Here is a 21405-nt window from a genome sequence, read left to right on the forward strand (position 1 = left end):
CGCGTCACTGTTTCGCGTCGACGGCGGCGAACAGTGCTTCGACCCTGGCCGCGTCCCGCTGCGAAACGATCCGAAAGGCCAACTGGTCACCCCCGCCACGGATTTCGTTGCCGGGCTCGAGGACCTCCGAGCCGTGGGGCGGGACGGGCCTCGCGGAACTCCGGTGACCGAAGCAGGATTTGCCGGCCCGCGTGCCTCCGCCGTGCCGGAGCGCGCGGTGCCGCCGCGTGGACGCGGGCGCCTCGGCCCGCGCGAGGGGCGGTCTGCCGGCGGGCGCCTGCGCGGACGCGGGGCCGGCCGGCGTCCGGAAGACGGCGAGGGCGGAGCGGCCCACGATCGCACGGCGCGGCAGCAGGGCCGGGGAAGTACGCATGACCGGCGGTGCCCTTTCGGGGAAAAGGTTCTGGACCAGCGGACGGACGGCAATCCGAGAATCAGACACGTGCGCGTCGGCTCCCCGCGAGCCCCCGGCGCCCCTCGACGCCCGCTTCCAGGCGCCCTCGGAGAGCCTGATTCTAGCTGGTGTCCCCCTTTGTCATCGAAAGCTGTGATGTGTGTCGGAATCGTGAAGTCCGACCGTCCAGGAGATCACCCCTTTGGAGGCACAACCCGCGTGTGCGCCGCGCGTTGAACCCGGAGTCGGGCACCCCGCCCGCATGTCGTGTCGAATTCCAAGGAGCACTTCTCCATGTCGCGTATCGCGAAGGGCCTCGCCCTGACCTCCGTCGCCGCCGCCGCCATGGCCGGTACTGCCGGCATCGCCGCCGCCGACAGCGGCGCGCACGGCGCGGCCGCCCACTCCCCGGGTGTCCTGTCGGGCAACGTCATCCAGGCCCCCGTCCACGTTCCGGTCAACGTCTGCGGCAACACGGTCACCGTCATCGGTGCGCTGAACTCCGCGGTCGGGAACGTCTGCGTCAACGACTGACGTCGTCGCGGACCCTTTCGGCCGGCCGTCCTCCCGAAGCGGAGGGCGGCCGGTCCGCATGGTCGTGTGCGACGACGGCCGTTCGCGCGAAGACCCGGCCGGGGATCGGCCGTACGGCGAAGAGCGCCCCGCCTCCGGGCGGGTGCGGGAATTTTCGGCACGCGGAGTTTCCGTCGCGTTCGGGGCTCGTTAGGCAGCCCGAAGAGGAATCCCCTCCGGTGACATCGGTCGCCGAAGAAAGGAAACACCATGAAGTTCCTCAAGGCCGCCGCCGTGGTCGCCGGTTCGATGGCCGTCGCCGGTGCCGCCGCGCCCGCGTTCGCCGCCGGGGCCTCCGGCCTCACGCCCTCCGGCCTCAACGGCGCCCTGGAGAACGTCACCAGCCAGCGTTCGCTCAATGCGCAGGACGTCCTTCCCCTCCAGGACCAGTCGAACGCGCTCGACACCGAGAACAAGGGCTCGGTGCTGAACGGGGTGAACGGGACGACGAAGAAGATCAATTCGGCGAGCGAACCCGCACAGCTCCTCGGCGGGCTTCCCCTGCGGAAGTAGTCGTATCCAGCACGCGCGTGGCTTTCCGTGATTCCCTCAGGCGTTCCCCCGGGCTCCGGGGGAAACCCCGACGAGAGGGCCGGCGACGGGCGTTTCAGGGAAGGCCGTCCCTGTTCTCTCCGCCACCGGAACGCCCAGGGACTCCACCGCCGGGAGTTTCGCCGCGGACGGCGGTGCGGAGGGCGCGGAGTCAGCCCTTCGCGCTGTTCGATCCGCATACCTCGTTCGTGTGGTCATGCTCATGGACATCGCTCGGTCGGGTGATATCGGGACAGAACCCGAACGGACGCGTCGATAAGGTTCCGCGGTGACCTCAACCTCAAGCGGAACGAGCCCTCTTCGGGTCGCCGATCTCGGCACGCTCGCCGTCATGGCATTCAGCGGTGAAGCCCCCGACGGTGACATGCCCTATCTCCTCGCCTATTCGCTGGGCGACGGCGACAGGGGGCCCGAGGGATCCGCGGCCGCCATCCGGCAACTGCTGATCGACAACGGAATGCCCGTGGGCGAGACACTCGTCGACGGTTCCCGGAAGCCGGACCTGCCGCTCACCCTGAGCATCGAGACCGGCCGGGCCGTCGTCGGCATGCCGCACCTCAACGCCCAGTGCGCAGCTCCGCCGGAGTGGCTCGCGGCGGTGGGGAAACGCGGCTACGCCTACTTCCTGTTCGCCACCCGGGCCTGGCCGGTGGCCGAGCCCGGAAAACCCGTCGCGCCCGAGGACCTGACGGTCTTCGCGGGCGACGAGGAGACCCTGCTCAGCGCGTCGCACGTGCTGCTGCCCGCGCGCAGCCCACGCGGCTGATGAGCGCCGCCGCGGAGCGGGGGACGAGCGGCGGGGGTGCCGTACCCGGGCGCACCGCAGGCGGCGGCCGTGCCTTCGCCCTGCTGCTGGTGGTCACGGGGGCGGCCGGTCTCCTCGCCGCGTGGGTCATCACGATCGACAAGTTCAAGCTGCTGGAGAACCCGAACTTCGTTCCGGGATGCAGCCTGAACCCGGTGGTCTCCTGCGGAAGCGTCATGAAGAGCGAACAGGCGTCGGTCTTCGGGTTCCCCAACCCGATGCTGGGCCTGGTGACGTACAGCGTGGTGATCTGCGTGGGCGTGAGCCTGCTGACCGGTGCGGGGTTCCCGCGCTGGTACTGGCTGACCTTCGACGCGGGCACGTTGTTCGGCGTCGGATTCGTCAGCTGGCTCCAGTTCCAGTCGCTCTACCGGATCAACGCGCTGTGTCTGTGGTGCTGTCTGGCCTGGGCCGCCACGATCATCATGTTCTGGTACGTCACGTCCTTCAACGTGCGGAACGGTTTCCTGCCCGCACCGAAATGGCTGAAGGCGTTCCTCGCGGAGTTCACCTGGGTCGTTCCGGCGCTGCACATCGGCGTCATCGGCATGCTGATCCTCACCCGCTGGTGGGATTTCTGGACGAGCTGATCCTCTCTATCGGACGACTAATGGGTCCGCCGAGGGAATCTTGAGCTGATGACGTTCCCGGAATCGTTACGCGGTACGGACGCCTGGCCCCGAATTCTGAAAGGGACCGTACCTGAGATGAAGCCGGACCCACGAGGAACTCCCGCCGCCGTCATGGCCGGTGGGGCGATGGCGGCCGGTGCCGCGAAGGCCCCGGTCGTCGCGGCCGGCACGGCCCCCGTCCCGGTGCCGCCGACCGGTGTCGAGCGGTCCCCCGGTCCGAAGGCGCCCAGAGCCAGCCGCTGTCGCCGGCCCGCGCGAAGCCGGCCGGGACAGCCTGAATCCGTGGAGGAGAGAAACATGTTCGCCAGCTGGATGCCGGGCAGGGCATCGAGGCGCGGGCGGAGCCGGTTGCCGGCCGGCCCGGCGCGCCGCCGTAGGACGGAACGCATGGCGGGTGGACTGGCGTTGACGCGGCGCGGCGTGATGCGGGGACTGCTCGTGTCGGTCGTCGGCATGGCGCTGGCCCCCGTCGTCGCGGCCTCACGTCCGTCGGGCCGGCGCCACCCCCGGGACCTCTCCTTCGACGAGGTGTACCGCGGCCGGCACATCTTCGGCACGAAGAGCGGTTCGGACGGACGGGCCGCGTTCACCGGCGGTGCGTGGCAGGTCACGGTGGACGGCCGGCCGCTGCATCTGATGCGCCGCGCGGACGGCAGCTACCTCAGCATGGTGGACCACTACGAGTCGTACCCGACACCGCTGGAGGCGGCACGCGCGGCCGTCGACGAACTGGGCCCGGCGGAACAGCTCAGGGCCATGGACGGCGGGGCGGACGGCGGGCGGGGGACCGGCACGCGGAGGAACGGTACGGAAGGGGGCGGCCACCACCATGGTGTACACCCGTAAGGACGTCAGCACCCTCACGAGCGCGGAGCGGCGCCGCTTCGTCACCGCGATGCTGGAGGTCAAACGCCGCGGAGAGTACGACGAGTTCGTCCGCAGACACATCGACTACTACGTCTCCGACGGCGACGGCGGGCTGCGCACGGCCCACATGGCGCCCTCGTTCCTGCCCTGGCACCGGTGCTTCCTGCTGGACCTGGAACAGGCGCTGCAGCGCGTGGACCCCGGGGTGAGCGTGCCCTACTGGGACTGGACGCGGGACCGCACGCGGACCTCCGCGCCATGGACCAAGGACCTGCTCGGCGGCGACGGACGGAGTTCGGACCGGCAGGTCATGACCGGGCCCTTCGCCTACGCGCAGGGCAAGTGGAGGATCAAGGAGGGGGTGACCGACGGGGACTTCCTCATGCGGGAGTTCGGCCGCCCGCGCAAGCCGATCCAACTGCCCACACGGGCCGAGCTGAAGGCGGCCCTGGAGGACCCCGTCTACGACACGGCCCCCTACGACTCGACGACCACACGCGGTTTCCGGAACCGGCTGGAGGGCTGGGGGCACGGGACGGGGAACGCCACCTGGGAGAACCACAACCGCGTCCACCGCTGGGTCGGCGGCCACATGCTGGGCGGCGCCTCCGTCAACGACCCCGCCTTCTGGCTGCACCACGCCTTCGTCGACCTCCAGTGGACCCGCTGGCAGCGGAAGCACAAGGGTGCCCGCTATCTGCCCGAGCGGCCCCCGGGTTCACGCGATTCCCAGTACCGGCGCATCGTCGCCCGCCACGAGAAGATGCCCCCGTGGGGCGTGACGCCGGCCTCGATGGAGGACCACAGCCACATCTACCGGTACGCGTAGTCACGCGCACCGGGAACGGCGAAGCCCCCGGCGACGACTTCCCGCCGGGGGCCCGTGCGCGTGCCGGGCTCAGTTGCCGTAGCCGCGGTGCTCCTTGGTGGTGAGGTGCTTCTTGGCGGTGTGGTGCTTCTTGGTGGTGTGGTGCTTCTTGGCGGCCTTGCTCTGCTTGACCTCGCCGTCACCGTTCACGCAGGTGTTGCCGAAGGCCGGGTTCAGCAGACCGACGACGTTGATCGTGTTGCCGCACACGTTGACCGGCACGTGGATCGGGACCTGGACGACATTGCCCGACAGAACGCCGGGCGAGTTGGAGGCCGCACCCTGGGCGCCGGCGTCAGCCATGGCCATACCGGCCCCGCTGAGCGCCACGGCACCCGTGCCCACGACGACTGCGGCGGCCTTCGCGATGCGAGACATCACGTTCTCCTTAAGACTCGATGAGTGCGATGGCTCGGACGCGACCGCACTTCCCCTTCAACGCGTCCACCCACACCTGGTCACGGGCGTTCTATTAGGGGATTGCTCTTCGAACAGGGTCCGGACGGGCGGTCGTTCGTCCGGTTCGGGCGGCGGGCGTTCCCGGCGGACCGTGACGGAGTGCCGCGGGGGGAGCCGCGACGCCCGCCCGGGCCCCATGGCAGTATCTGGGCACTATGAGTGCGTCGCCGGCGGTACGGAGTCTGCGCGCGGCCGTGTTCGCCGTACTGTGCGTGCTGCTGGCCGCCGGGGGGCACGTGCTCGCCATCGGGCAGGCGCCACCGCTCTGGGCGGACGGCGCGGGGTTCCTCGCCGTCTTCGCCGCCGGCTGCCCGCTGGGCGGCCGCGAACGGTCCCTGTCCGGGATAGGCGGCGCCATGCTGGTCGCGCAGGCCGGACTCCACCTCGGCTTCGGGGCCGCCCGGTCGCGCACGGCGATGAACATGCACGGGATGCACATGACGCACCCGTCCGCACACGCCCTGACCCCCCATGCCACGGCCGCGCACGTCGCCGCCGCTCTGCTGGCGACGTGGTGGCTGCGACGCGGCGAGGCCGCGCTGTGGTCCCTGCTGCGCCGGGCCGTGGCGTTCGTGCCGGGGCTCGTCGCGTGGTGGAGGACGAGGACGGGACCGCCTCCGGTACGGCCGCACCGGGACGCCGGGGGCCGGGCACCGGCCGGGCCGTGGCCGTTCGGCCGGACCCCGTTGCGTCACGCGGTCTCGCGCAGGGGACCGCCGGCAGGGCTCGTGCACACGCCCTGACCACGTTCCCCCTCAGTACGGAGTTCCCAGATGTCTCCTGTCAGCACCACCCTGCGCCGCACCGGCACCGTCGTCGCCCTCGCCACCGCGGGGGTCCTGGCCGCCGCGGGCGCGGCCTTCGCGCATGTGACGGTCCACCCCGAGAGCTACGCCAAGGGAGCCACGGACGGTCTCCTCAGCTTCCGTGTCCCCAACGAGGAGGACACCGCCAGCACCACCAAGGTGCAGATCTTCCTGCCCACCGATCACCCGGTCCTGGGTGTCCTGGTCACCCCGCAGGCCGGCTGGACCGCGAGGGCGACGACCGTCAAGCTGAAGAAGCCGGTCAAGACGGACGACGGCACGATCACCGACGCCGTCTCCGAGATCACCTGGACCGGGGGCAGGATCCGCCACGGCGAGTTCCAGGACTTCCAGGTCGCCTTCGGCCAGCTCCCGGACGACACCGACCAGTTGACCTTCAAGACGCTCCAGACCTACTCGGACGGCAAGGTGGCCCGCTGGATCGAGCAGGCGCAGAAGGGCGCCGAGGAGCCGGAGAGCCCGGCTCCCGTGCTCGCGCTCACCGCCAAGGGCGCGGGAGAAGAGCCCGCTTCGGCCGGGACCGGCACCGGGGCCTCCGGTTCCGACTCCGACGCGTCCTCCTCGTCCTCGGCCGCGGAGAAATCGGCCGCCGGGGAATCGGCCGCGAGCGACAGCAGCAGCGACTCCACCGCGCGCACCCTGGGCACCGCGGGCCTGATCGTCGGTGTCCTCGGCCTGATCGCGGCCGCGTTCGCCCTCGTGCGCGTCCGGAACGCCCGCTCCTAGCCTCTGCCGCGACCACCGCCCCGTTCGGCCTCCGTCGGCGGGGCGGCTGGTCCCCACGGACGCACACGGTGTCCCGGTGTCCCGGGGCTCGGCGGTCGAGCGACGGGCCCCGGGCGGCTGGGCGGCCGGGCGACCGGGTGGCCGACGGGAGGGGCACCAGGTCCGTCGGCCGAGGCGTCGTGCTGTCAGACCTGCGGCGGTGTCTGCTTCCTGCCGACGAGGACCACCACGGCCCCGCCGATCACGACGAGGGCGATGGCCGCGCCCGCGATGAACGGAGTCACTCCGGAGCCGCCGGTCTCGGCGAGGTCGGTGCCCCCGCCGGAGCCTCCCACCGACGCCGGGCTCGGTTCGCTGAGCGTCTGGGTCGAGATGTCGCTCGTACCGCCCTGGGTCCTGCAGTCCAGCACCCCCTTGAACCGCTTCCCGCCGCCCGCCGGACCACCGATCGTGAAGTCGTACGCCTGGTCCTCCTGAAGCGGGATGGTGAGCGTCTCGGATATGCCCGGCGCGACGGTGTGCTCGGCACCCATCAGCTCGAACGTGAACGCCTCGTCGCCCTTGTTCGCGGCGGTGATGTCCACACCGCTCTTGGCGCAGTCCTTCTGGGCGGACAGCGCGGGTATCGCGCCCTTCACCGCCCAGTTCGCGGTCGCGGTGGCGGAGACGGTGGACTCGCTGGAGCCCGCGAGGATCTGCGTCTGGCTGCGGGTCTCCGAGGTGAAGGCACGGCCGACCGGCACGGTCGTGGAGGCCTGCACGGCGAGGGAGGTGGAACCGTCCGCGCTGTCCTTCGGCACGTCGAAGAAGAGGCGGCTGCCGTCCACCGCGGAGGTGACCGGCTTGCCGTCCGCGTCGACCACCTTCACTCCGCCCGCGGCGATGTCCGTGGGCGGGGTCACCGTCACGCTGCCCGCGTTGGTGTGCACCGTGACCGGGCCGAGCCGCTCGCCGGGGTGGCCGGACACCGCGGCCGGGGAGAGCGTCAGCGAGGCCGCGGGCTCAGGCAGGTCCTGCGCGTTCTTCTGCAGGTAGTCCGCGAGCTTCTCCGCCCGCGGGTCCGCGGCGTCCACGTCGGCGCTGTCCGAGTACCGCCAGATCGCGACCTGGGTGCCGGCCGCCGCGTCCTGCTCGGTGAGGCTGCTGACACCGGCCTTCTGAGCCAGCGCCGCCAGGTCGTTCACCTGCGGATAGGAGTTCTCGAGGATCCAGCGGATCCTGCCCGCGTCCTTGTTGCCGCTCAGTGACGTGCCGCTCCAGGAGGTCTCCTGGTATCGGGCGTCCCGCTGCGTCGGGTTGCGGAGGTCGATGCAGTAGGTCTGCAGCATGCCGCCGTTCTCGACGGTCATCTCGAACAGGCCGGCCGAGACCCAGGAGTCCTCGCCGTTCTCATGGACGACCGCCGACCCGTAGGTTTTCAGGTCCCCTATGGTGGCGGTCGCTCCGCCCTGGTTCTGCGGGATCTCGTCGGCCGCGGCCGTACCGGCCGCGGCGACGGTCCCCGTGGCGGCGAGCCCCCACACCAAGGCCGCGGCGGCGAGACGGGCTGCCCCTCGCCCGCGCGCGGACAACACAGAGAACGCAGAAGACACAGAATTCCCCTTCGCGCAGGACCCTTTGACATGGGGGACGGTCCCGCCGGCAGAATCAGAAGCCCCGATAGCTGTGTTCGGCATCCTAAAGAAGCGCCGCATCGCTCCCCCCGGGTCATGTCTTCCGATAACCGATCTGACTCGGAATCGTTATCGCGATCACGTTCGTGAGCTGCGCCTATCGACAAATCCACGAGGGCGGTTCGCCGTGTATTTGTCGATAAGCCGCAGTTCGGTCAGAACGTGGCGCTCCCTGACATCACGTCACCCCGGCCGGTTCGGGACGTGGTTGGGACGCGCCCTCGGGCAGGGCGTCCGGGTCCGATTCCCAACTGGGCTCGGGGCGCTGCGCCGAAGCCGGCTCACCCTCCTTGGACGGACGCCGGAAGGCCGACGTGCCGCGGGAGAGGTCGTGGCCGATCGCCACCGCGTCGATGTCCGCCGACGTCCAGCTCTGCCCGTCGCGCGTCTCGGTGCGCACCTTCAGCCTCCCCTGCACGATGACGGGATCGCCCACCGACACCGAGGCCCCCACGTTCGTGGCGAGCGCGCGATTGGCCCACACCGTGAAGAAGTTGGTGTGCCCGTCCGTCCACCCGTTCTTCTCGCGGTCCCAGTACCGCGAGGTCACCGCCAGCCGGAACCGCGCCGATGCGCCGTTCGCCAGGTCCCGGTAGACGGGCCGTGTCGCCACGTTGCCCACCGCGCACACCATCGTCTCGTTCATCGTGAATCCCTCCCGTGCGGATGCGTCTGCCGCGGCGGTCGCATGCGCTGCGATCGCCGCGGGATCAGACTGCCTCCGCCGGGCCGGACCCGCTCGGAGCTGTGCACGGCCGGCCGGTTGTGGAAAACCGCGTCACCCGGCCGGGGCACCCACCGTCGCCGTCCCCATGACCCGCCCGTACTGCTCCCGCACCTCGCGGTACCGCAGCAGCTCCGCGGCCACGGGATCCAGCACCCGGGCCCTGCCGCATCCGGCGGCCGCCTCGCGCAGCCGTCTCTCCGCCTCCAGGCCGTAGCGCCGGGCCGGCCCGCGGGCCGCCATCCTGCTGCACCACTCGACGGCCGGGCCTCCGACGATGCCCGACACCATCAGCAGCACCGGAACCCCCAGGTTCGGAGACATGACCCCGATGATCTGACCCACCAGCCAGAGTCCGCCGATGACCTGGACGATCGTCATCGCGGCCTGCGCCAGTACCGCGACGGGCCACCAGCCGGGCCTCGGCGGCCGTCCCGCCGGTGCCGTCGCGCGCGCCGCCATGTCGTCCAGCGCCTCGGGCAGCCCCTGCGCGCCCCGTACGGCGGCCTCGCGCACCGCCTGCGCCCAGGGCGCGGGAAGCCCGTACGCGGCCCGGTCCGCGACCGTCCGCACCGCCTGCTCCACGCGCTGGCGCGCGGTGACCTCGTCGTCCGCGGGAGGGCGCACGGGCACGCGCCCGGCCGGTGGTTCGCGCTGGTCCAGGTACCAGCGCCACAGTCGCAGCCAGGGGGTGCCGCAAGCGCGGTTGGCGTTGCGGATCCAGGCCCGCTCGGCGGCCTCGCCGGTCGCCACGGCACCGACCGCGTCCGCGAGCCGGTCCGCGAACTCGTCGCGCGCCTCCTCGCTGAGCCCGACCCGCCGCCCCGTCGCGTAGACGGGCCGCAGCCGCGCGGCGGCCGCGTCGAGATCGGCCGAGATCCGCCGTGCGGCGGCGCCGCGCTCCGCCACGAACTGACCGAGGCACTCCCGCAGTTCGGGGACCCCGGCCCCGGTGAGCGCGGACAGCGACAGCACGGTCGCGCCCGGCTCGCCGTACTCGCCGAGCGCGATGCCGTCCTCGTCGAGCAGCCGCCGCAGGTCGTCGAGCACCTGGTCGGCGGCTTCACCCGGGAGCCGGTCCACCTGGTTGAGGACCACGAAGGTGACCTCCGCGTGCCCGGCCAGCGGCCGCAGATAGCGCTCGTGGAGGACGGCGTCCGCGTACTTCTCCGGATCCACCACCCAGATGACCGCGTCGACGAGCGCGAGGACACGGTCCACCTGTTCGCGGTGCTGGACGGCCGCCGAGTCGTGGTCGGGCAGGTCGACCAGGACCAGGCCGTGCAGCTGCGCCTCCGCCTCCGGGCTCTGCAACGGACGCCTGCGCAGCCGACCGGGAATGCCGAGCCGGTCGACGAGGGTGGCCGCGCCGTCGCTCCAGGTGCAGGCGATGGGTGCCGAGGTGGTCGGCCTGCGCACGCCGGTCTCCGAGATGGCCACGCCCGCGAGCGCGTTGAAGAGCTGCGACTTGCCGCTGCCCGTGGCTCCGGCGATGGCGACGACGGTGTGTTCCCCGGAGAGCCTGCGGCGGGCCGCCGCCTCGTCCAGCACCCGGCCCGCCTCGGCGAGCGTTCCGCTGTCGAGCCGGGCGCGGGAGAGGCCCACCAGTTCGCGGAGCGCGTCCAGGCGCGAGCGCAGCGGCACGTCGTACACGAGGGGGGACGGCACCGCCGGGACGGCGGCCCTGGCCTCCGCCGACGACGTCTGGTACCGGCCGGGCGCCGCCTCGGTCACGCGCCGCGCGATGAGGCCGTCGTCCCAGACGGGACCCTCCTCCGCGTGTGCCGGGTCGTCGCCCTCCCCCCGCGCGCGGGACTCCGCTTCGGGCGTGTCCCGCGAGGGGCGCTTTCCGGCCGCGCCTCCGCCGCCGTCCCTCTCACCCCCCTCTCCGCCCTTCCCCGTGTCCTGCGGGGCCCACGCCCCGGGACGTGCCGCACCGGGCGGACCCTCCGGGCGGCTGTCCGGAGCGCTCCTGGCGGCCCCGGCCGCCCCGGCGCGGCCGTCGTGCTCGGCGCGCCGGGTGTCCGAGGTGCCCGTACCGGAAGGGGCGTTTTCGCGGGCGCCGCCTTCGGAGCGGTCCGTCGCGGGACGGCCGTCCGTGGAGCGGCCGCCCGCGGGACGGCCCTCCTCGGGACGACCACTCTCGGGTCCTCCGTCTCCGGAACGTCCGTCTCCGGAACGTCCGTCTCCGGGACGGTCGTCCTGATCCGTGTGGTCAGTGACGGCAGTCACCGCGGTCACCTCTCCTTCTGCAGTACGGACAGCGCGGCGATGAGTTCGGCCTGGGGTTCCGGATGGACGTCGAGGGCTTCGAGGGGGGCGAGACGGCGCTCGCGTTCGGTCCGCAGCGTCCTGTCGACGAGGTCCGTGAGCAGCCGGCCGCCCTTGTCGCGCAGCCGCAGCGCGCCGCGCGCCCCGATCCGCTCGGCCAGCCCCTCACCCGCGCTGCGCGCCCTGCGGCCACCCAGGAGCGCGGTGGCGACCAGCGCGGCCACCACCGTGGGGTCCGGCGCGACACTCTTGTCGAGGTCGCGCACCTCGTCCTCGGCGTGCTCCTCCAGGACGCGCCGCCAGCGCCGTACGGCCATACCGATCCGGTGCTCGGCGCTCTCCAGCGCCGGATCACGGTCCGTCAGCCCGGGTGCGCCCGAGGCCGGTTCGCGGCGCCAGGCGTTGTCCACGCGTTCGTCCGCGGCCGTCACGGAGCACAGCAGCAGGGCGGACAGGCTTTCCACGAGCGCGTCCAGCAGTTCCTGGGCGGTGCAGTCGAGGGGATAGGCGCGCCAGCGCTTGAGGGCGTCCCCGGAGAGCACGGCCCCGGCTTGCAGGCGCCCCTTCGCGCGCGCGTGCTCGCTGTCGTACGCCCCGTCGACGGCCATGGTGAGCCGTGCCGCGGCGGCGTACTGCGCGGCGGTGGCACTGGCCAGTTCGGGCATCCGCGCCTTCAGGGAGTCGAGGACGCCGTGCGCCGTACGGGCCATGGCCCAGTGACGGGCCCCCGGGTCCTGGGCCTGGTACGTGAGCCACGTGCGCAGCGGTGCGACGGCCGTGGCGGGCAGCAGGCCGCCGCCCCAGGCGGACTCGGGAAGTTCGGGCACGGTGAAGCGGGGCGCCTCACCGAGTCCCGCCTTGGTGAGCAGCGCGCCGTACTGCCGCGAGACCTCGGACACCACCTGGTGCGGTACCCGGTCCAGGACCGTCACCAGGGTCGCCTTCTGTTCCTTGGCGGTACGCAGCAGATGCCACGGCACGGCGTCGGCGTACCGCGCGGCCGTCGTGACCATCACCCAGATGTCGGCGGCGCAGATCAGCTCGGCGGCCAGCACCCGGTTGTCGGCCACCAGGGAGTCGACGTCGGGCGCGTCGAGGAGGGCGAGGCCACGGGGGAGCGTGTCGGCGGTCTCGATGCGCAGCACCCGCTCGCCGTGGTCGGCGAGGACGGGAAGATCGTCGCCGGGTTCCCGATGGGGCATCCACACGCGCGTGAGCTGGGGCAGTACGCGCATGCCGCTGAACCAGTGATGGTCCTCCGGATGGCAGACCAGCACCGGTGTACGGGTCGTCGGGCGCAGCACGCCGGCTTCGCTGACCCGGCGCCCCACAAGGGAGTTGACGAGGGTCGACTTGCCGGCGCCGGTGGATCCTCCGACGACGGCGAGAAGGGGCGCTTCGGGTTCCCTCAACCGGGGCACCAAATAGTCGTCGAGCTGTGCGAGCAGTTCGTCGCGGTTGGCACGCGCGCGTGGAGCCCCTGTCAGGGGCAGCGGAAAACGTGCGGCGGCGACACAGTCGCGCAGGGCGGAAAGTGCGTCGAGCAGCTGAGGCCGTACCTCCAAGGTCACCACATGTGAAGAATGCCCAATTTTGGAGTCTTTCTGAAGCATATGGGTGCGTCTGCGCGCCGATAGGCTGCACGGGGCGGAAGGGGTGACCGGGGTGCAGGCATAACGAGTGCACAACACCCGATGCGCGAGACGCCAAAAATGGTGCACGATTCGTACCTGCCTGCGATTATCAGGACCGCTTCACCGAACCTCCACATCGAGCCACGGAGGCGAAGCACGAGGGACATGGATGCGGGAGCCCTATCCTTGTCCCCGGCAAGGTCACGGATCCGCCCGTACCCGGGCACCAGGACACAGGCCGACACACCCGGCCCCCGTAGCTCAGTGGATAGAGCAGGCGCCTTCTAAGCGCTTGGCCGCAGGTTCGAGTCCTGCCGGGGGCGCCAGTCTCCGCCCTCCCCTTCGGGAGGGCTTTTTGCTGGTCGGAGCATGTTTCGCTCGACGCGACGAAGCCCCGGACGCTTCCCCGGTGATCAAGGGAAGGGTCCGGGGCCGTCCGGCCGGCGCCGAGGTTTCGCCGGTGGCCATGTCGAAGATCGGTCACGGGGAGCGGGAGCAGTGGAAGCCCCGGGCCGATTCGGCTGGGCGGAGGCTTTCGGCCGCTGCGGCGGGTGTGGGAATCGAACCCGCGGCGACTCGTGCCACGGCGGTTTTCAGGACTGCGTGGCTTGATGTGTTCAGCGAGACTCCGCCGGTCTCCGGTCGCGCCGACGCGCTGGGCGAGCCGACGTGCTGGGCGCGCCGCTACGGGTCACTCGCCGATCGCGGCCTTGTAGCCGGCCGCGTCAAGGAGGCCGTCGAACTCGGCACGCTTCGACGGCTTGAGCTTGAGGATCCAGGAGTCGTAGGGCTCCTCATTGAGCAACTCCGGGGTGTCGATCAACTCCTCATTGACGGCCAGTACTTCGCCACCGACCGGCGCGTACAGGTCCGACGCCGCCTTGACCGACTCCACGACGCCGACCGGATCCCCGGCCGCGAGGACTCTGCCGACCTTGGGCAGGTCCACGAACACGACATCGCCGAGCGCCTTCTGGGCGTGGTCGCTGATGCCGACCGTGACCGTGCCGTCTGATTCCGGACGGGCCCATTCGTGCGATTCGGCGAACCGCAGATCATCAGGAATGTACGACACGCGCGCTCCCTCGAAGCGGTGGGTGATCAACGCCTTCATCATGCCCGGAGGGCGGAGTGCTTTAGGGGCGACTTGGCCTGTATGAACTAGAAACTGTCTGTATGTTCACACTTCGCACCAGGAGTCGGTGCAGCCCTCGGACCGTGCTTCTCTCGCGCCGGAACGAACGGGGTCTCGCGGGGGCCGGGGCGCGGAGTCCTTCCGGGGTGTCGTCGAGGCGTCCGCCCCGGGCGGTCCTGGCCGTCGCGAAGGCCCCCGGACGGATCCAGGGGCCTGAAGCGGACAGCTCGTGATTCAGGCGTGCTCGCGCAACGGCTCCGGCGGAGCGGAGGACGAGCCTCCGGTGAACGGCGCCCGAGTCACCTCAGCGGGTGTGACGTCCTGCCCGAGGCGGCGTCGATCTCGTCGTGGGCCTTGGTCAGCAACTGCATGGCGAGTTCGTTCAGGGCCCTCGCGCCCGCGACCTCCTCGCCGACCCTGGGCTGGTTCGCGTCCGAGGGGTGACGGCTGGCGTACCCGTGGGCGCGCACCTCGTTTCCGTCGGGGAGCCGCAGCAGGGCTGCCGCACGGGTGCGGTGGTCGTCCTCCTGGAATTCCATCTCGACGTGCCAGCCGACCGTGGTCCGTGCCTGCATCGCTGTCATCTGTGTCATAGCGATCACCTCCGAAGCAGCCGCCCCCCGGTGAAGCCCCTAACAAGAAGTGTGCTCCTTCGTCCGTCCCGGCACGAGGCGAGAGCGTGGAACCGGTTCACGGGCGTGCCACGGGCGCTCGAAGGCGATGATGTGCCCGCGTGGGGGAGGGCGTGGCGAGACTCCGGCGGGCGGTACAACCGGTGAGCCGTCCGAGGCGTCGTAGGGAGCATGATCGGCATACGTGTACGGCACGTCTTCGGCGCTTCCTCGCTCGTGGTGCTCCTCGCGTCTTCGGCGCTCGCCTGCTCCGGCGGCCAGGGCGCGCCCCCGGGCGACGGGGAGTCCCCCGTCCGGGAGGTCCGCAAGACGGCATCGGCCTCCCGTGAGTCGGCAGCGGCCCCCGCGACCGAGGGGGTGCCCGCCCCGAGCACGGCGCAACCGGCGCCGGGAGCCGATGTCGAGAAGGTCCGCGACGTGTTCGCCCGGCTCCAGGCCACCTACAACGACGGGTGCACGACTCCGGGGAACTGCGAGTACTTCCTCGGGCGCGTGTTCGACGAACTCGGCACCCTCGACAAGGCGATGGAAGCGGATCCCCAAGGTCCTGGACATTTCAAGGAGCCCCGTGCGTGGATCGCGGACCTCCGGACCGGACTGGGCGGCGACAGATCCTTCGAGAACCTCAAGAAGCACCAGGACCTGCTCATCGGAACGCGGGACAAGATCAATGCCTGGATGCAGGGCCACCCGGAGGACTACCGGTGAGCCGAGCGCTCACGGGCCGCGAGGGGAGCAGAGGGGAACCCGGGGCGTGGCCCCGGTGAACCCTCGCGTTCCCGGCTCGGCCGCGGCCCGCGTGGGCGTTTTCGGAACGGGGGCTCCAGTGATCTCCGTGAACGTCGTACGAGACTCATGGGGATGGTGGTGCTTTGACCGGGGCGAGGCGCGGCGGACGGGTGTTGTGCGGGCTCGGGGCCGGTCCGGCCGCCCTTGCCCTGGCGGTCGGCTGCTCGTCGGGCGGTGACGACGCCGGCGGCAAGTCCGGCCGCGACGGTTCGGACGGCAAGCCCAACGGTATCCAGGGACAGTGGGTGGACCGCATCTCCGCCCGTGTGGACAAGGCGCTGGAGACGGCGTCGGTGCACACCGTGCAGTCGGTGGACGGACGCCAGGTCGGTGACGTCCACGCGGTGCACGGCGGCGACGGATGCACGGGCCTGCTCACCGACGACCAGGGCTTCGCCTGGCGCTTCACCACCCTCGGCGGACAGAACTGGATCACGCCGCTGCGCCGCAGCGCCAAGCCGGCCGACCGCACGGGCGCCCCGGTGGAGCAGGGCCGGTACCTCCCGGTCGAGGTGGCGGCGGACCGGCGTGGACGTCCGTCGACCGTCGGAGCAGGTGAGAAACGCGGCGACCCAGGGCTTCCACGGTCCTTCACAGGGCCGCTTCCCGCTCCGCGGGATCAGGGCCGTGCGGGTCCCGGACCCGGAAGCCGTGCAGCCGGATGGTGCCCGCGTCGATGTCGTCGGGCTCGGGGCGGCCCTCCCGGACGAAACCACAGAGCGCTCTCAGCGCGTCTTCGCCCAGTTCCAGGGGGTGGAACGGCAGGGGGTACGGCTCTTCGTCCTCGTCCGGCCAGGGGATGACGTCGGCCGGGCGGTCTCCGGCCCAGTAGGGCAGTTCGAAGGGGAGGGGTTCGCCGATGTTCTCGATGACGCCGCTGTCGGGGGACAGGCTCAGGGATCGGACGAGCCGGCCGTCCTCCCACACGGCGAACGCGAGCCAGTCCACGACGCTGTGCATGGCGTGCAGCACGAGCCGTCGGCCGGCGCTCGCCGCCACCAGGTGCTCCGGGAGTTCGGAGGGGGCATCGATCATCACCCTCTGATCACCGACGACCTCCACGCCGGGCCAGCTCGCCGCGTACGCCGTCCCCTCGGGGGGATACACGCCGCTCCAGAGATTCGAGCCCTTGCTCTCCTCGATCTCCCAGCCCGGGTAGAGCCGCCGCATCATGCCGGCCGTCCGTTCGAGGTCCGCCGTGCCCACTTCTCGCAGCAGCCCCGGCACGTCGCCGTCGGCGTACACCAGAAAGCCCGTCTTGGCTCCCACAGCCCCTCCCCCGGATGTTGCCCTCGCTGGTGGGGAACCGTAGCCGCGCCCACTGACAACGGAGGTGGCTCGTCCGCGCGGGTCCGGCCGGGCCGTCCCTGGGCCGTCCGAGGGGCGCCGAGGACGACCGATGGCGACCGACAGTGACAGGTGATCCACAGAGGTCAGCGGCGGAACCGCAGGTCAGAGGCCCCCCGCCGAACGGGTTTCCCCCGAGGGGTAGCCGTCAGGCAAGATGGGGTGTATCTGCCCACTGCCGATTTCAAGCGTCCGGACGGTTTCTCTTGGCTGAGTACATTTACACCATGCGCAAGACGCGCAAGGCGCACGGCGACAAGGTGATCCTCGACGACGTCACCTTGAGCTTCCTGCCTGGCGCCAAGATCGGTGTGGTCGGTCCCAACGGTGCCGGTAAGTCCACCGTTCTCAAGATCATGGCGGGCCTCGAGCAGCCGTCGAACGGTGACGCGTTCCTGTCGCCCGGCTTCAGCGTCGGCATGCTGCTCCAGGAGCCCCCGCTCGACGAGTCCAAGACCGTTCTGCAGAACGTCCAGGACGGCGCCGCCGAGATCATGGGCAAGCTGAACCGCTTCAACGAGGTCGCCGAGCTGATGGCGACCGACTACTCCGACGCCCTCATGGACGAGATGGGCAAGCTCCAGGAGGACCTGGACCACGCCAACGCGTGGGACCTGGACACCCAGCTGGAGCAGGCCATGGACGCCCTCGGCTGCCCGCCCGGCGACTGGCCCGTCACCAACCTCTCCGGTGGTGAGCGCCGTCGCGTCGCGCTGTGCAAGCTGCTCCTGGAAGCCCCCGACCTGCTGCTCCTCGACGAGCCCACCAACCACCTGGACGCCGAGTCCGTGCAGTGGCTGGAGCAGCACCTCGCGAAGTACCCCGGCACCGTCGTCGCCGTCACCCACGACCGGTACTTCCTCGACAACGTCGCCCAGTGGATCCTGGAGCTGGACCGCGGCCGCGCCATCCCGTACGAGGGCAACTACTCCACGTACCTCGACAACAAGGCCTCCCGCTTGAAGGTCGAGGGCCAGAAGGACGCCAAGCGCGCCAAGCGGCTCAAGGAAGAGCTGGAGTGGGTGCGGTCCAACGCCAAGGGGCGTCAGGCCAAGTCCAAGGCCCGTCTCGCGCGCTACGAGGAGATGGCGGCCGAGGCCGACAAGATGCGGAAGCTGGACTTCGAGGAGATCCAGATCCCGCCGGGCCCGCGCCTGGGCTCCGTCGTCGTCGAGGTCAACAACCTCTCCAAGGCCTTCGGCGACAAGGTCCTCATCGACGACCTCAGCTTCACCCTGCCGCGCAACGGCATCGTCGGTGTCATCGGCCCGAACGGCGCCGGCAAGACCACGCTCTTCAAGATGATCCAGGGTCTGGAGACCCCGGACTCCGGCTCGATCAAGGTCGGCGAGACCGTCAAGATCTCGTACGTCGACCAGAGCCGCGAGAACATCGACCCGAAGAAGACGCTGTGGGCCGTCGTCTCCGACGAGCTCGACTACATCAACGTCGGCCAGGTCGAGATGCCCTCCCGCGCCTACGTCTCCGCGTTCGGCTTCAAGGGCCCCGACCAGCAGAAGCCGGCCGGCGTCCTCTCCGGTGGTGAGCGCAACCGCCTCAACCTCGCGCTGACCCTCAAGCAGGGCGGCAACCTCCTGCTCCTCGACGAGCCCACCAACGACCTCGACGTCGAGACGCTGTCCTCGCTCGAGAACGCGCTGCTGGAGTTCCCGGGGGCGGCCGTGGTCGTCTCCCACGACCGCTGGTTCCTGGACCGGGTCGCGACCCACATCCTCGCGTACGAGGGTGAGTCCAAGTGGTTCTGGTTCGAGGGCAACTTCGAGTCGTACGAGAAGAACAAGATCGAGCGGCTCGGCGCCGAGGCCGCGCGCCCGCACCGTGCCACCTACAAGAAGCTGACCCGGGGCTGATCGATCTTGCGGCACATCTACCGCTGCCCGCTGCGCTGGGCGGACATGGACGCGTACGGCCACGTCAACAACGTGGTGTTCCTCCGGTACCTGGAGGAAGCCCGTATCGACTTCCTGTTCCGCCCGGAGAAGGACTTCAAGCAGGGGTCCGTGGTGGCGCGCCACGAGATCGACTACAAGAGGCAGCTCGTCCACCGGCACGCGCCGGTGGACATCGAGCTCTGGGTGACGCAGATCCGGGCGGCGTCCTTCACGATCACCTACGAGGTCAAGGACCCCGACCAGGTCTACGTCACCGCCTCGACGGTGATCGTGCCGTTCGACTTCGAGCAGCAGCGTCCTCGCCGGATCACGGCCGAGGAGCGCGACTTCCTGGAGTCGTACCGCGACGACGAGGACGAGGCCGTCGCGGCATGACCGTCCTGCACCTCGCCGACGCGGGGGAGGCGGCCGATCTGGCCGCCTTCCTCTCGCGGCTCGTCCACTACGACCGCGCGGCCGCCGTGCGCCTCAAGGCGGGCGGCACCACGCTCGCGGTCTTCGGCCGGCCGCCGTCGTTCGAGGTCCTCGCGATCCGTACGGCGCGGCTCGCCGGGCCGTACGGGAACGGCTCCGACGTCACCCTCGACGTGACCGTCTCCGCCGGTGAACTCCTGGAGTCCGTCGAGGAGTCCGCGGCCACCGCCGGTGTCCCGGCCGCCGTCACCGGGCCCCCGTGGGCCGGGGTCCTGCCGCCCCGCGGCGGCTGGCGGCAGGAGCCGGGGCTGCCCGCCCCGGACGCCGTACGGGCGATGGTCGCCGCCGCGGTGGCCGAATTCCGTTCGCGCACCGAGGAGTTGGCCCCCGAGCTGCGGACCCGTGCCGAACTCGACCGGATCGGGCGGGAGATATGGTCCCGGTCGATCGGTGACACCGGGCTTCCCGTGCGGGCCGCGCACGCCGCGCAGTCCCTGGGATTCCTGCGGCCCGTCCCGTCCGCGGCGGTGTCCGCCGCGGGACAGGCCCTCTCCGGCGGGAGCCCGTCGGGCGCCGGGGCGCCGGACGACAGCCCGTTGGCGCTGTACTCGTCCGGAGCCTGGCTGCGCCTGCGGACCCCGTTCGGGGCGATCGCCGTCCGCCGGGCGGGACTCGGCGCGCTGGGCGTCAGCGTTCACTGATCCTCGTGCGCCGGTCGCCGGTCGCCGGTGCACGGTGCCCGGCGCCGGGACCGGTGGTCAGCCCGCGGTGTTCACCATCGAGGCGGCCGCGTACGTCAGGTAGTTCCACAGCGTGTGCTCGTGCTCCTCGGAGAGGCCGAGCTCGTCCACGGCGACCCGCATGTGCTTCAGCCAGGCGTCGTGCGCGGCCTGGTCGACCTTGAAGGGGGCGTGCCGCATCCGCAGCCGGGGGTGGCCGCGGTTCTCGCTGTACGTCGTCGGGCCGCCCCAGTACTGGATCAGGAACAGCGTGAGGCGTTCCTCGGCCGGGCCCAGGTCCTCCTCGGGATACATGGGCTTCAGCAGCGGATCCCCGGCGACACCCTCGTAGAAACGGTGCACGAGGCGCCGGAAGGTCTCCTCGCCGCCGACCTGCTCGTAGAAGGTCTGCTCCTGAAGGGTGCCGCGCCGAATCTCTTTCACGCACCCATGTTCTCAGACGGGGCGACCTAGGACTCAAGGCTTGGGTCCACTCACGCGGACCCGGAAGCGGTGGCTCCGGACCGGCCGGTCCGGCACTCGCCTCGCGGCCCGTTCGGCAGCACAGTGGAGGTATGGGCGCGCACGCTCTCGAAACCGGTCCCGGATCCGGGGACCCCGCCGAACTGGCGCGGGCGTCCCTGGTGCGCCAGATCGACCGGAGCGGGGCCTGGGCGAGCGATCCCGTCTGGCGGGAGGCCTTCGAGGCCGTCCCGCGCCACCTGTTCGTGCCGTACTACTACATCGGCGCCGTCGGCGGTTACGAGCGCCTGTGGGGCGAGGACCCGGACCCCCGGGCCAGGGACCGCTGGCTGCGCGGCGCGTACGCGGATACCCCGCTGGCGACCCGGGTGAAGGACGGGGAACTGGTCTCCTCCAGCAGCCAGCCGTCGCTGATGGCGACGATGCTGGCCGAGCTGGAGGTGCGGGACGGGGACGCCGTCCTGGAGATCGGCGCCGGGACCGGCTACAACGCGGCCCTGCTCGCGTACCGCCTCGGCGACGGCCTGGTGACCACCGTCGACCTCGAGCCGGAGATCACCGAGGCCGCTCGGCAGCACCTGGCCGCCGCCGGGTACCACCCGACCGTCGTCACCGGCGACGGGGCCCGCGGGGTTCCCGAGCGGGCCCCCTTCGACCGGATCATCGCCACCTGCACGCTGACCACGATCCCCCGCCCCTGGCTCGCCCAATGCGCTCCCGGAGCCCGTGTCCTGGCGCCGCTGGCCACCGGTCTGATCGCGCTGGAGGTCCGGGGCCCCGATCACGCCGAGGGGCACTTCCTGCACACCTCGGCCTTCTTCGTGCCGCTGCGGGGTTCCACCCGGTCCGGACCGGGGCCGGAGCCGGTCCGGACCGGCGGGGTGCCGCGCCGGGCCCGGAGCGACGACCTGTTCCGCTTCCTGCTCGCCCTGACGGCGGACCGCCTGGATCCGCACGACGCCTACACG

The 21405-nt window shown here is 71.2% G+C and carries 23 protein-coding genes and 1 tRNA gene; 14 read left to right on the forward strand and 10 right to left on the reverse strand.

The window, feature by feature from the left end; all coding sequences use genetic code 11:
* Positions 1-4: 4 nt before the first annotated feature.
* The gene (locus CW362_RS44855; RefSeq protein WP_240658101.1) at positions 5-373 is read right to left on the reverse strand and encodes a hypothetical protein; all 369 of its coding nucleotides are present in this window, start codon (positions 371-373) and stop codon (positions 5-7) included.
* A gap of 315 nt (positions 374-688) precedes the next feature.
* Between CW362_RS44855 and CW362_RS29485 the strand changes: the two genes are divergently transcribed.
* The 6 genes from CW362_RS29485 to CW362_RS29510 all read left to right on the forward strand — a co-directional run bounded on the left by CW362_RS29485 (position 689) and on the right by CW362_RS29510 (position 4652).
* A complete protein-coding gene (locus CW362_RS29485; protein ID WP_103552654.1) occupies positions 689-928 on the forward strand; it encodes a chaplin in 240 nt (79 codons plus the stop codon).
* 249 nt (positions 929-1177) lie between these two features.
* Positions 1178-1480, forward strand: coding sequence for a hypothetical protein (locus CW362_RS29490; RefSeq protein WP_103552655.1), 303 nt, complete (start codon positions 1178-1180; stop codon positions 1478-1480).
* Between the two features lie 307 nt (positions 1481-1787).
* On the forward strand, positions 1788-2285 hold the full coding sequence (locus CW362_RS29495) for a DUF5949 family protein (protein WP_103552656.1): 498 nt from the start codon (positions 1788-1790) through the stop codon (positions 2283-2285).
* Entirely contained in the window at positions 2285-2914 is a 630-nt protein-coding gene (locus tag CW362_RS29500) for a vitamin K epoxide reductase family protein (RefSeq protein WP_103552657.1), read from the forward strand. Before CW362_RS29495 ends, CW362_RS29500 begins: the two co-directional genes overlap by 1 nt.
* Before the next feature lie 429 nt (positions 2915-3343).
* Complete coding sequence (locus CW362_RS29505) at positions 3344-3802, forward strand: tyrosinase cofactor (protein WP_103552658.1); 459 nt, start codon at positions 3344-3346, stop codon at positions 3800-3802.
* A complete protein-coding gene (locus tag CW362_RS29510; RefSeq protein ID WP_103552659.1) occupies positions 3786-4652 on the forward strand; it encodes a tyrosinase family protein in 867 nt (288 codons plus the stop codon). The genes CW362_RS29505 and CW362_RS29510 overlap by 17 nt, the downstream gene beginning before the upstream one ends.
* Before the next feature lie 69 nt (positions 4653-4721).
* On the opposite strand, the gene CW362_RS29515 is transcribed toward CW362_RS29510, so the two are convergent.
* Positions 4722-5069, reverse strand: coding sequence for a chaplin (locus CW362_RS29515; RefSeq protein WP_103552660.1), 348 nt, complete (start codon positions 5067-5069; stop codon positions 4722-4724).
* 236 nt (positions 5070-5305) lie between these two features.
* Between CW362_RS29515 and CW362_RS29520 the strand changes: the two genes are divergently transcribed.
* Positions 5306-5893 carry a hypothetical protein gene (locus CW362_RS29520; RefSeq protein WP_103552661.1) on the forward strand — a complete coding sequence of 196 codons (588 nt, stop codon included), beginning with the start codon at positions 5306-5308 and terminating at the stop codon, positions 5891-5893.
* 30 nt (positions 5894-5923) lie between these two features.
* Positions 5924-6703, forward strand: coding sequence for a YcnI family protein (locus CW362_RS29525; protein WP_103552662.1), 780 nt, complete (start codon positions 5924-5926; stop codon positions 6701-6703).
* A gap of 185 nt (positions 6704-6888) precedes the next feature.
* On the opposite strand, the gene CW362_RS29530 is transcribed toward CW362_RS29525, so the two are convergent.
* The 4 genes from CW362_RS29530 to CW362_RS29545 all read right to left on the reverse strand — a co-directional run bounded on the left by CW362_RS29530 (position 6889) and on the right by CW362_RS29545 (position 12945).
* On the reverse strand, positions 6889-8295 hold the full coding sequence (locus tag CW362_RS29530; RefSeq protein WP_240658102.1) for a Cys-Gln thioester bond-forming surface protein: 1407 nt from the start codon (positions 8293-8295) through the stop codon (positions 6889-6891).
* A gap of 259 nt (positions 8296-8554) precedes the next feature.
* Positions 8555-9022, reverse strand: a complete 468-nt coding sequence (locus tag CW362_RS29535; protein ID WP_103552664.1) for a single-stranded DNA-binding protein — start codon at positions 9020-9022, stop codon at positions 8555-8557.
* Between the two features lie 132 nt (positions 9023-9154).
* Positions 9155-11341 carry a YfjP family GTPase gene (locus CW362_RS29540; protein WP_103552665.1) on the reverse strand — a complete coding sequence of 729 codons (2187 nt, stop codon included), beginning with the start codon at positions 11339-11341 and terminating at the stop codon, positions 9155-9157.
* Entirely contained in the window at positions 11338-12945 is a 1608-nt protein-coding gene (locus CW362_RS29545) for a dynamin family protein (protein WP_103552666.1), read from the reverse strand. The genes CW362_RS29540 and CW362_RS29545 overlap by 4 nt, the downstream gene beginning before the upstream one ends.
* 310 nt (positions 12946-13255) lie before the next feature.
* Here CW362_RS29545 and CW362_RS29550 point away from each other — a divergent pair.
* Positions 13256-13331: transfer RNA gene (locus CW362_RS29550), tRNA-Arg, on the forward strand.
* A gap of 365 nt (positions 13332-13696) precedes the next feature.
* Here CW362_RS29550 and gcvH read toward each other — a convergent pair.
* Both gcvH and CW362_RS29560 read right to left on the reverse strand, forming a co-directional pair.
* Positions 13697-14080, reverse strand: a complete 384-nt coding sequence (gene gcvH, locus CW362_RS29555) for a glycine cleavage system protein GcvH (RefSeq protein ID WP_103552674.1) — start codon at positions 14078-14080, stop codon at positions 13697-13699.
* Between the two features lie 359 nt (positions 14081-14439).
* The gene (locus tag CW362_RS29560) at positions 14440-14724 is read right to left on the reverse strand and encodes a DUF1876 domain-containing protein (RefSeq protein WP_103552675.1); all 285 of its coding nucleotides are present in this window, start codon (positions 14722-14724) and stop codon (positions 14440-14442) included.
* A 219-nt stretch (positions 14725-14943) separates the two neighbouring features.
* On the opposite strand from CW362_RS29560, the gene CW362_RS29565 reads away from it, so the two are divergent.
* A complete protein-coding gene (locus tag CW362_RS29565) occupies positions 14944-15480 on the forward strand; it encodes a hypothetical protein (RefSeq protein WP_103552667.1) in 537 nt (178 codons plus the stop codon).
* A 672-nt stretch (positions 15481-16152) separates the two neighbouring features.
* On the opposite strand, the gene CW362_RS29570 is transcribed toward CW362_RS29565, so the two are convergent.
* Positions 16153-16830, reverse strand: coding sequence for a DUF6928 family protein (locus CW362_RS29570; RefSeq protein WP_103552668.1), 678 nt, complete (start codon positions 16828-16830; stop codon positions 16153-16155).
* Between the two features lie 284 nt (positions 16831-17114).
* Here CW362_RS29570 and ettA point away from each other — a divergent pair, with 284 nt between their 5' ends.
* From ettA to CW362_RS29585, 3 genes are read left to right on the forward strand one after another with little or no spacing between them, the layout of a single operon-like run.
* Positions 17115-18779 (forward strand): energy-dependent translational throttle protein EttA, encoded by a 1665-nt coding sequence (gene ettA, locus CW362_RS29575; protein WP_103552669.1) that lies wholly within the window; start codon positions 17115-17117, stop codon positions 18777-18779.
* A gap of 6 nt (positions 18780-18785) precedes the next feature.
* Positions 18786-19196 (forward strand): acyl-CoA thioesterase, encoded by a 411-nt coding sequence (locus CW362_RS29580; RefSeq protein WP_103552670.1) that lies wholly within the window; start codon positions 18786-18788, stop codon positions 19194-19196.
* Entirely contained in the window at positions 19193-19936 is a 744-nt protein-coding gene (locus CW362_RS29585; RefSeq protein WP_103552671.1) for a DUF8010 domain-containing protein, read from the forward strand. The genes CW362_RS29580 and CW362_RS29585 overlap by 4 nt, the downstream gene beginning before the upstream one ends.
* 57 nt (positions 19937-19993) lie before the next feature.
* Here the strand turns inward: CW362_RS29585 and CW362_RS29590 are convergent, their stop codons facing one another.
* Positions 19994-20398 (reverse strand): globin, encoded by a 405-nt coding sequence (locus CW362_RS29590; protein ID WP_037618889.1) that lies wholly within the window; start codon positions 20396-20398, stop codon positions 19994-19996.
* Positions 20399-20529: 131 nt separating this feature from the next.
* On the opposite strand from CW362_RS29590, the gene CW362_RS29595 reads away from it, so the two are divergent.
* Positions 20530-21405 (forward strand): methyltransferase domain-containing protein (locus CW362_RS29595; RefSeq protein WP_103552672.1); only part of this gene is annotated, 876 nt, incomplete at its 3' end.

Origin of the sequence: Streptomyces populi (assembly GCF_002911015.1) — a bacterium.
Lineage (GTDB): Bacteria > Actinomycetota > Actinomycetes > Streptomycetales > Streptomycetaceae > Streptomyces > Streptomyces populi.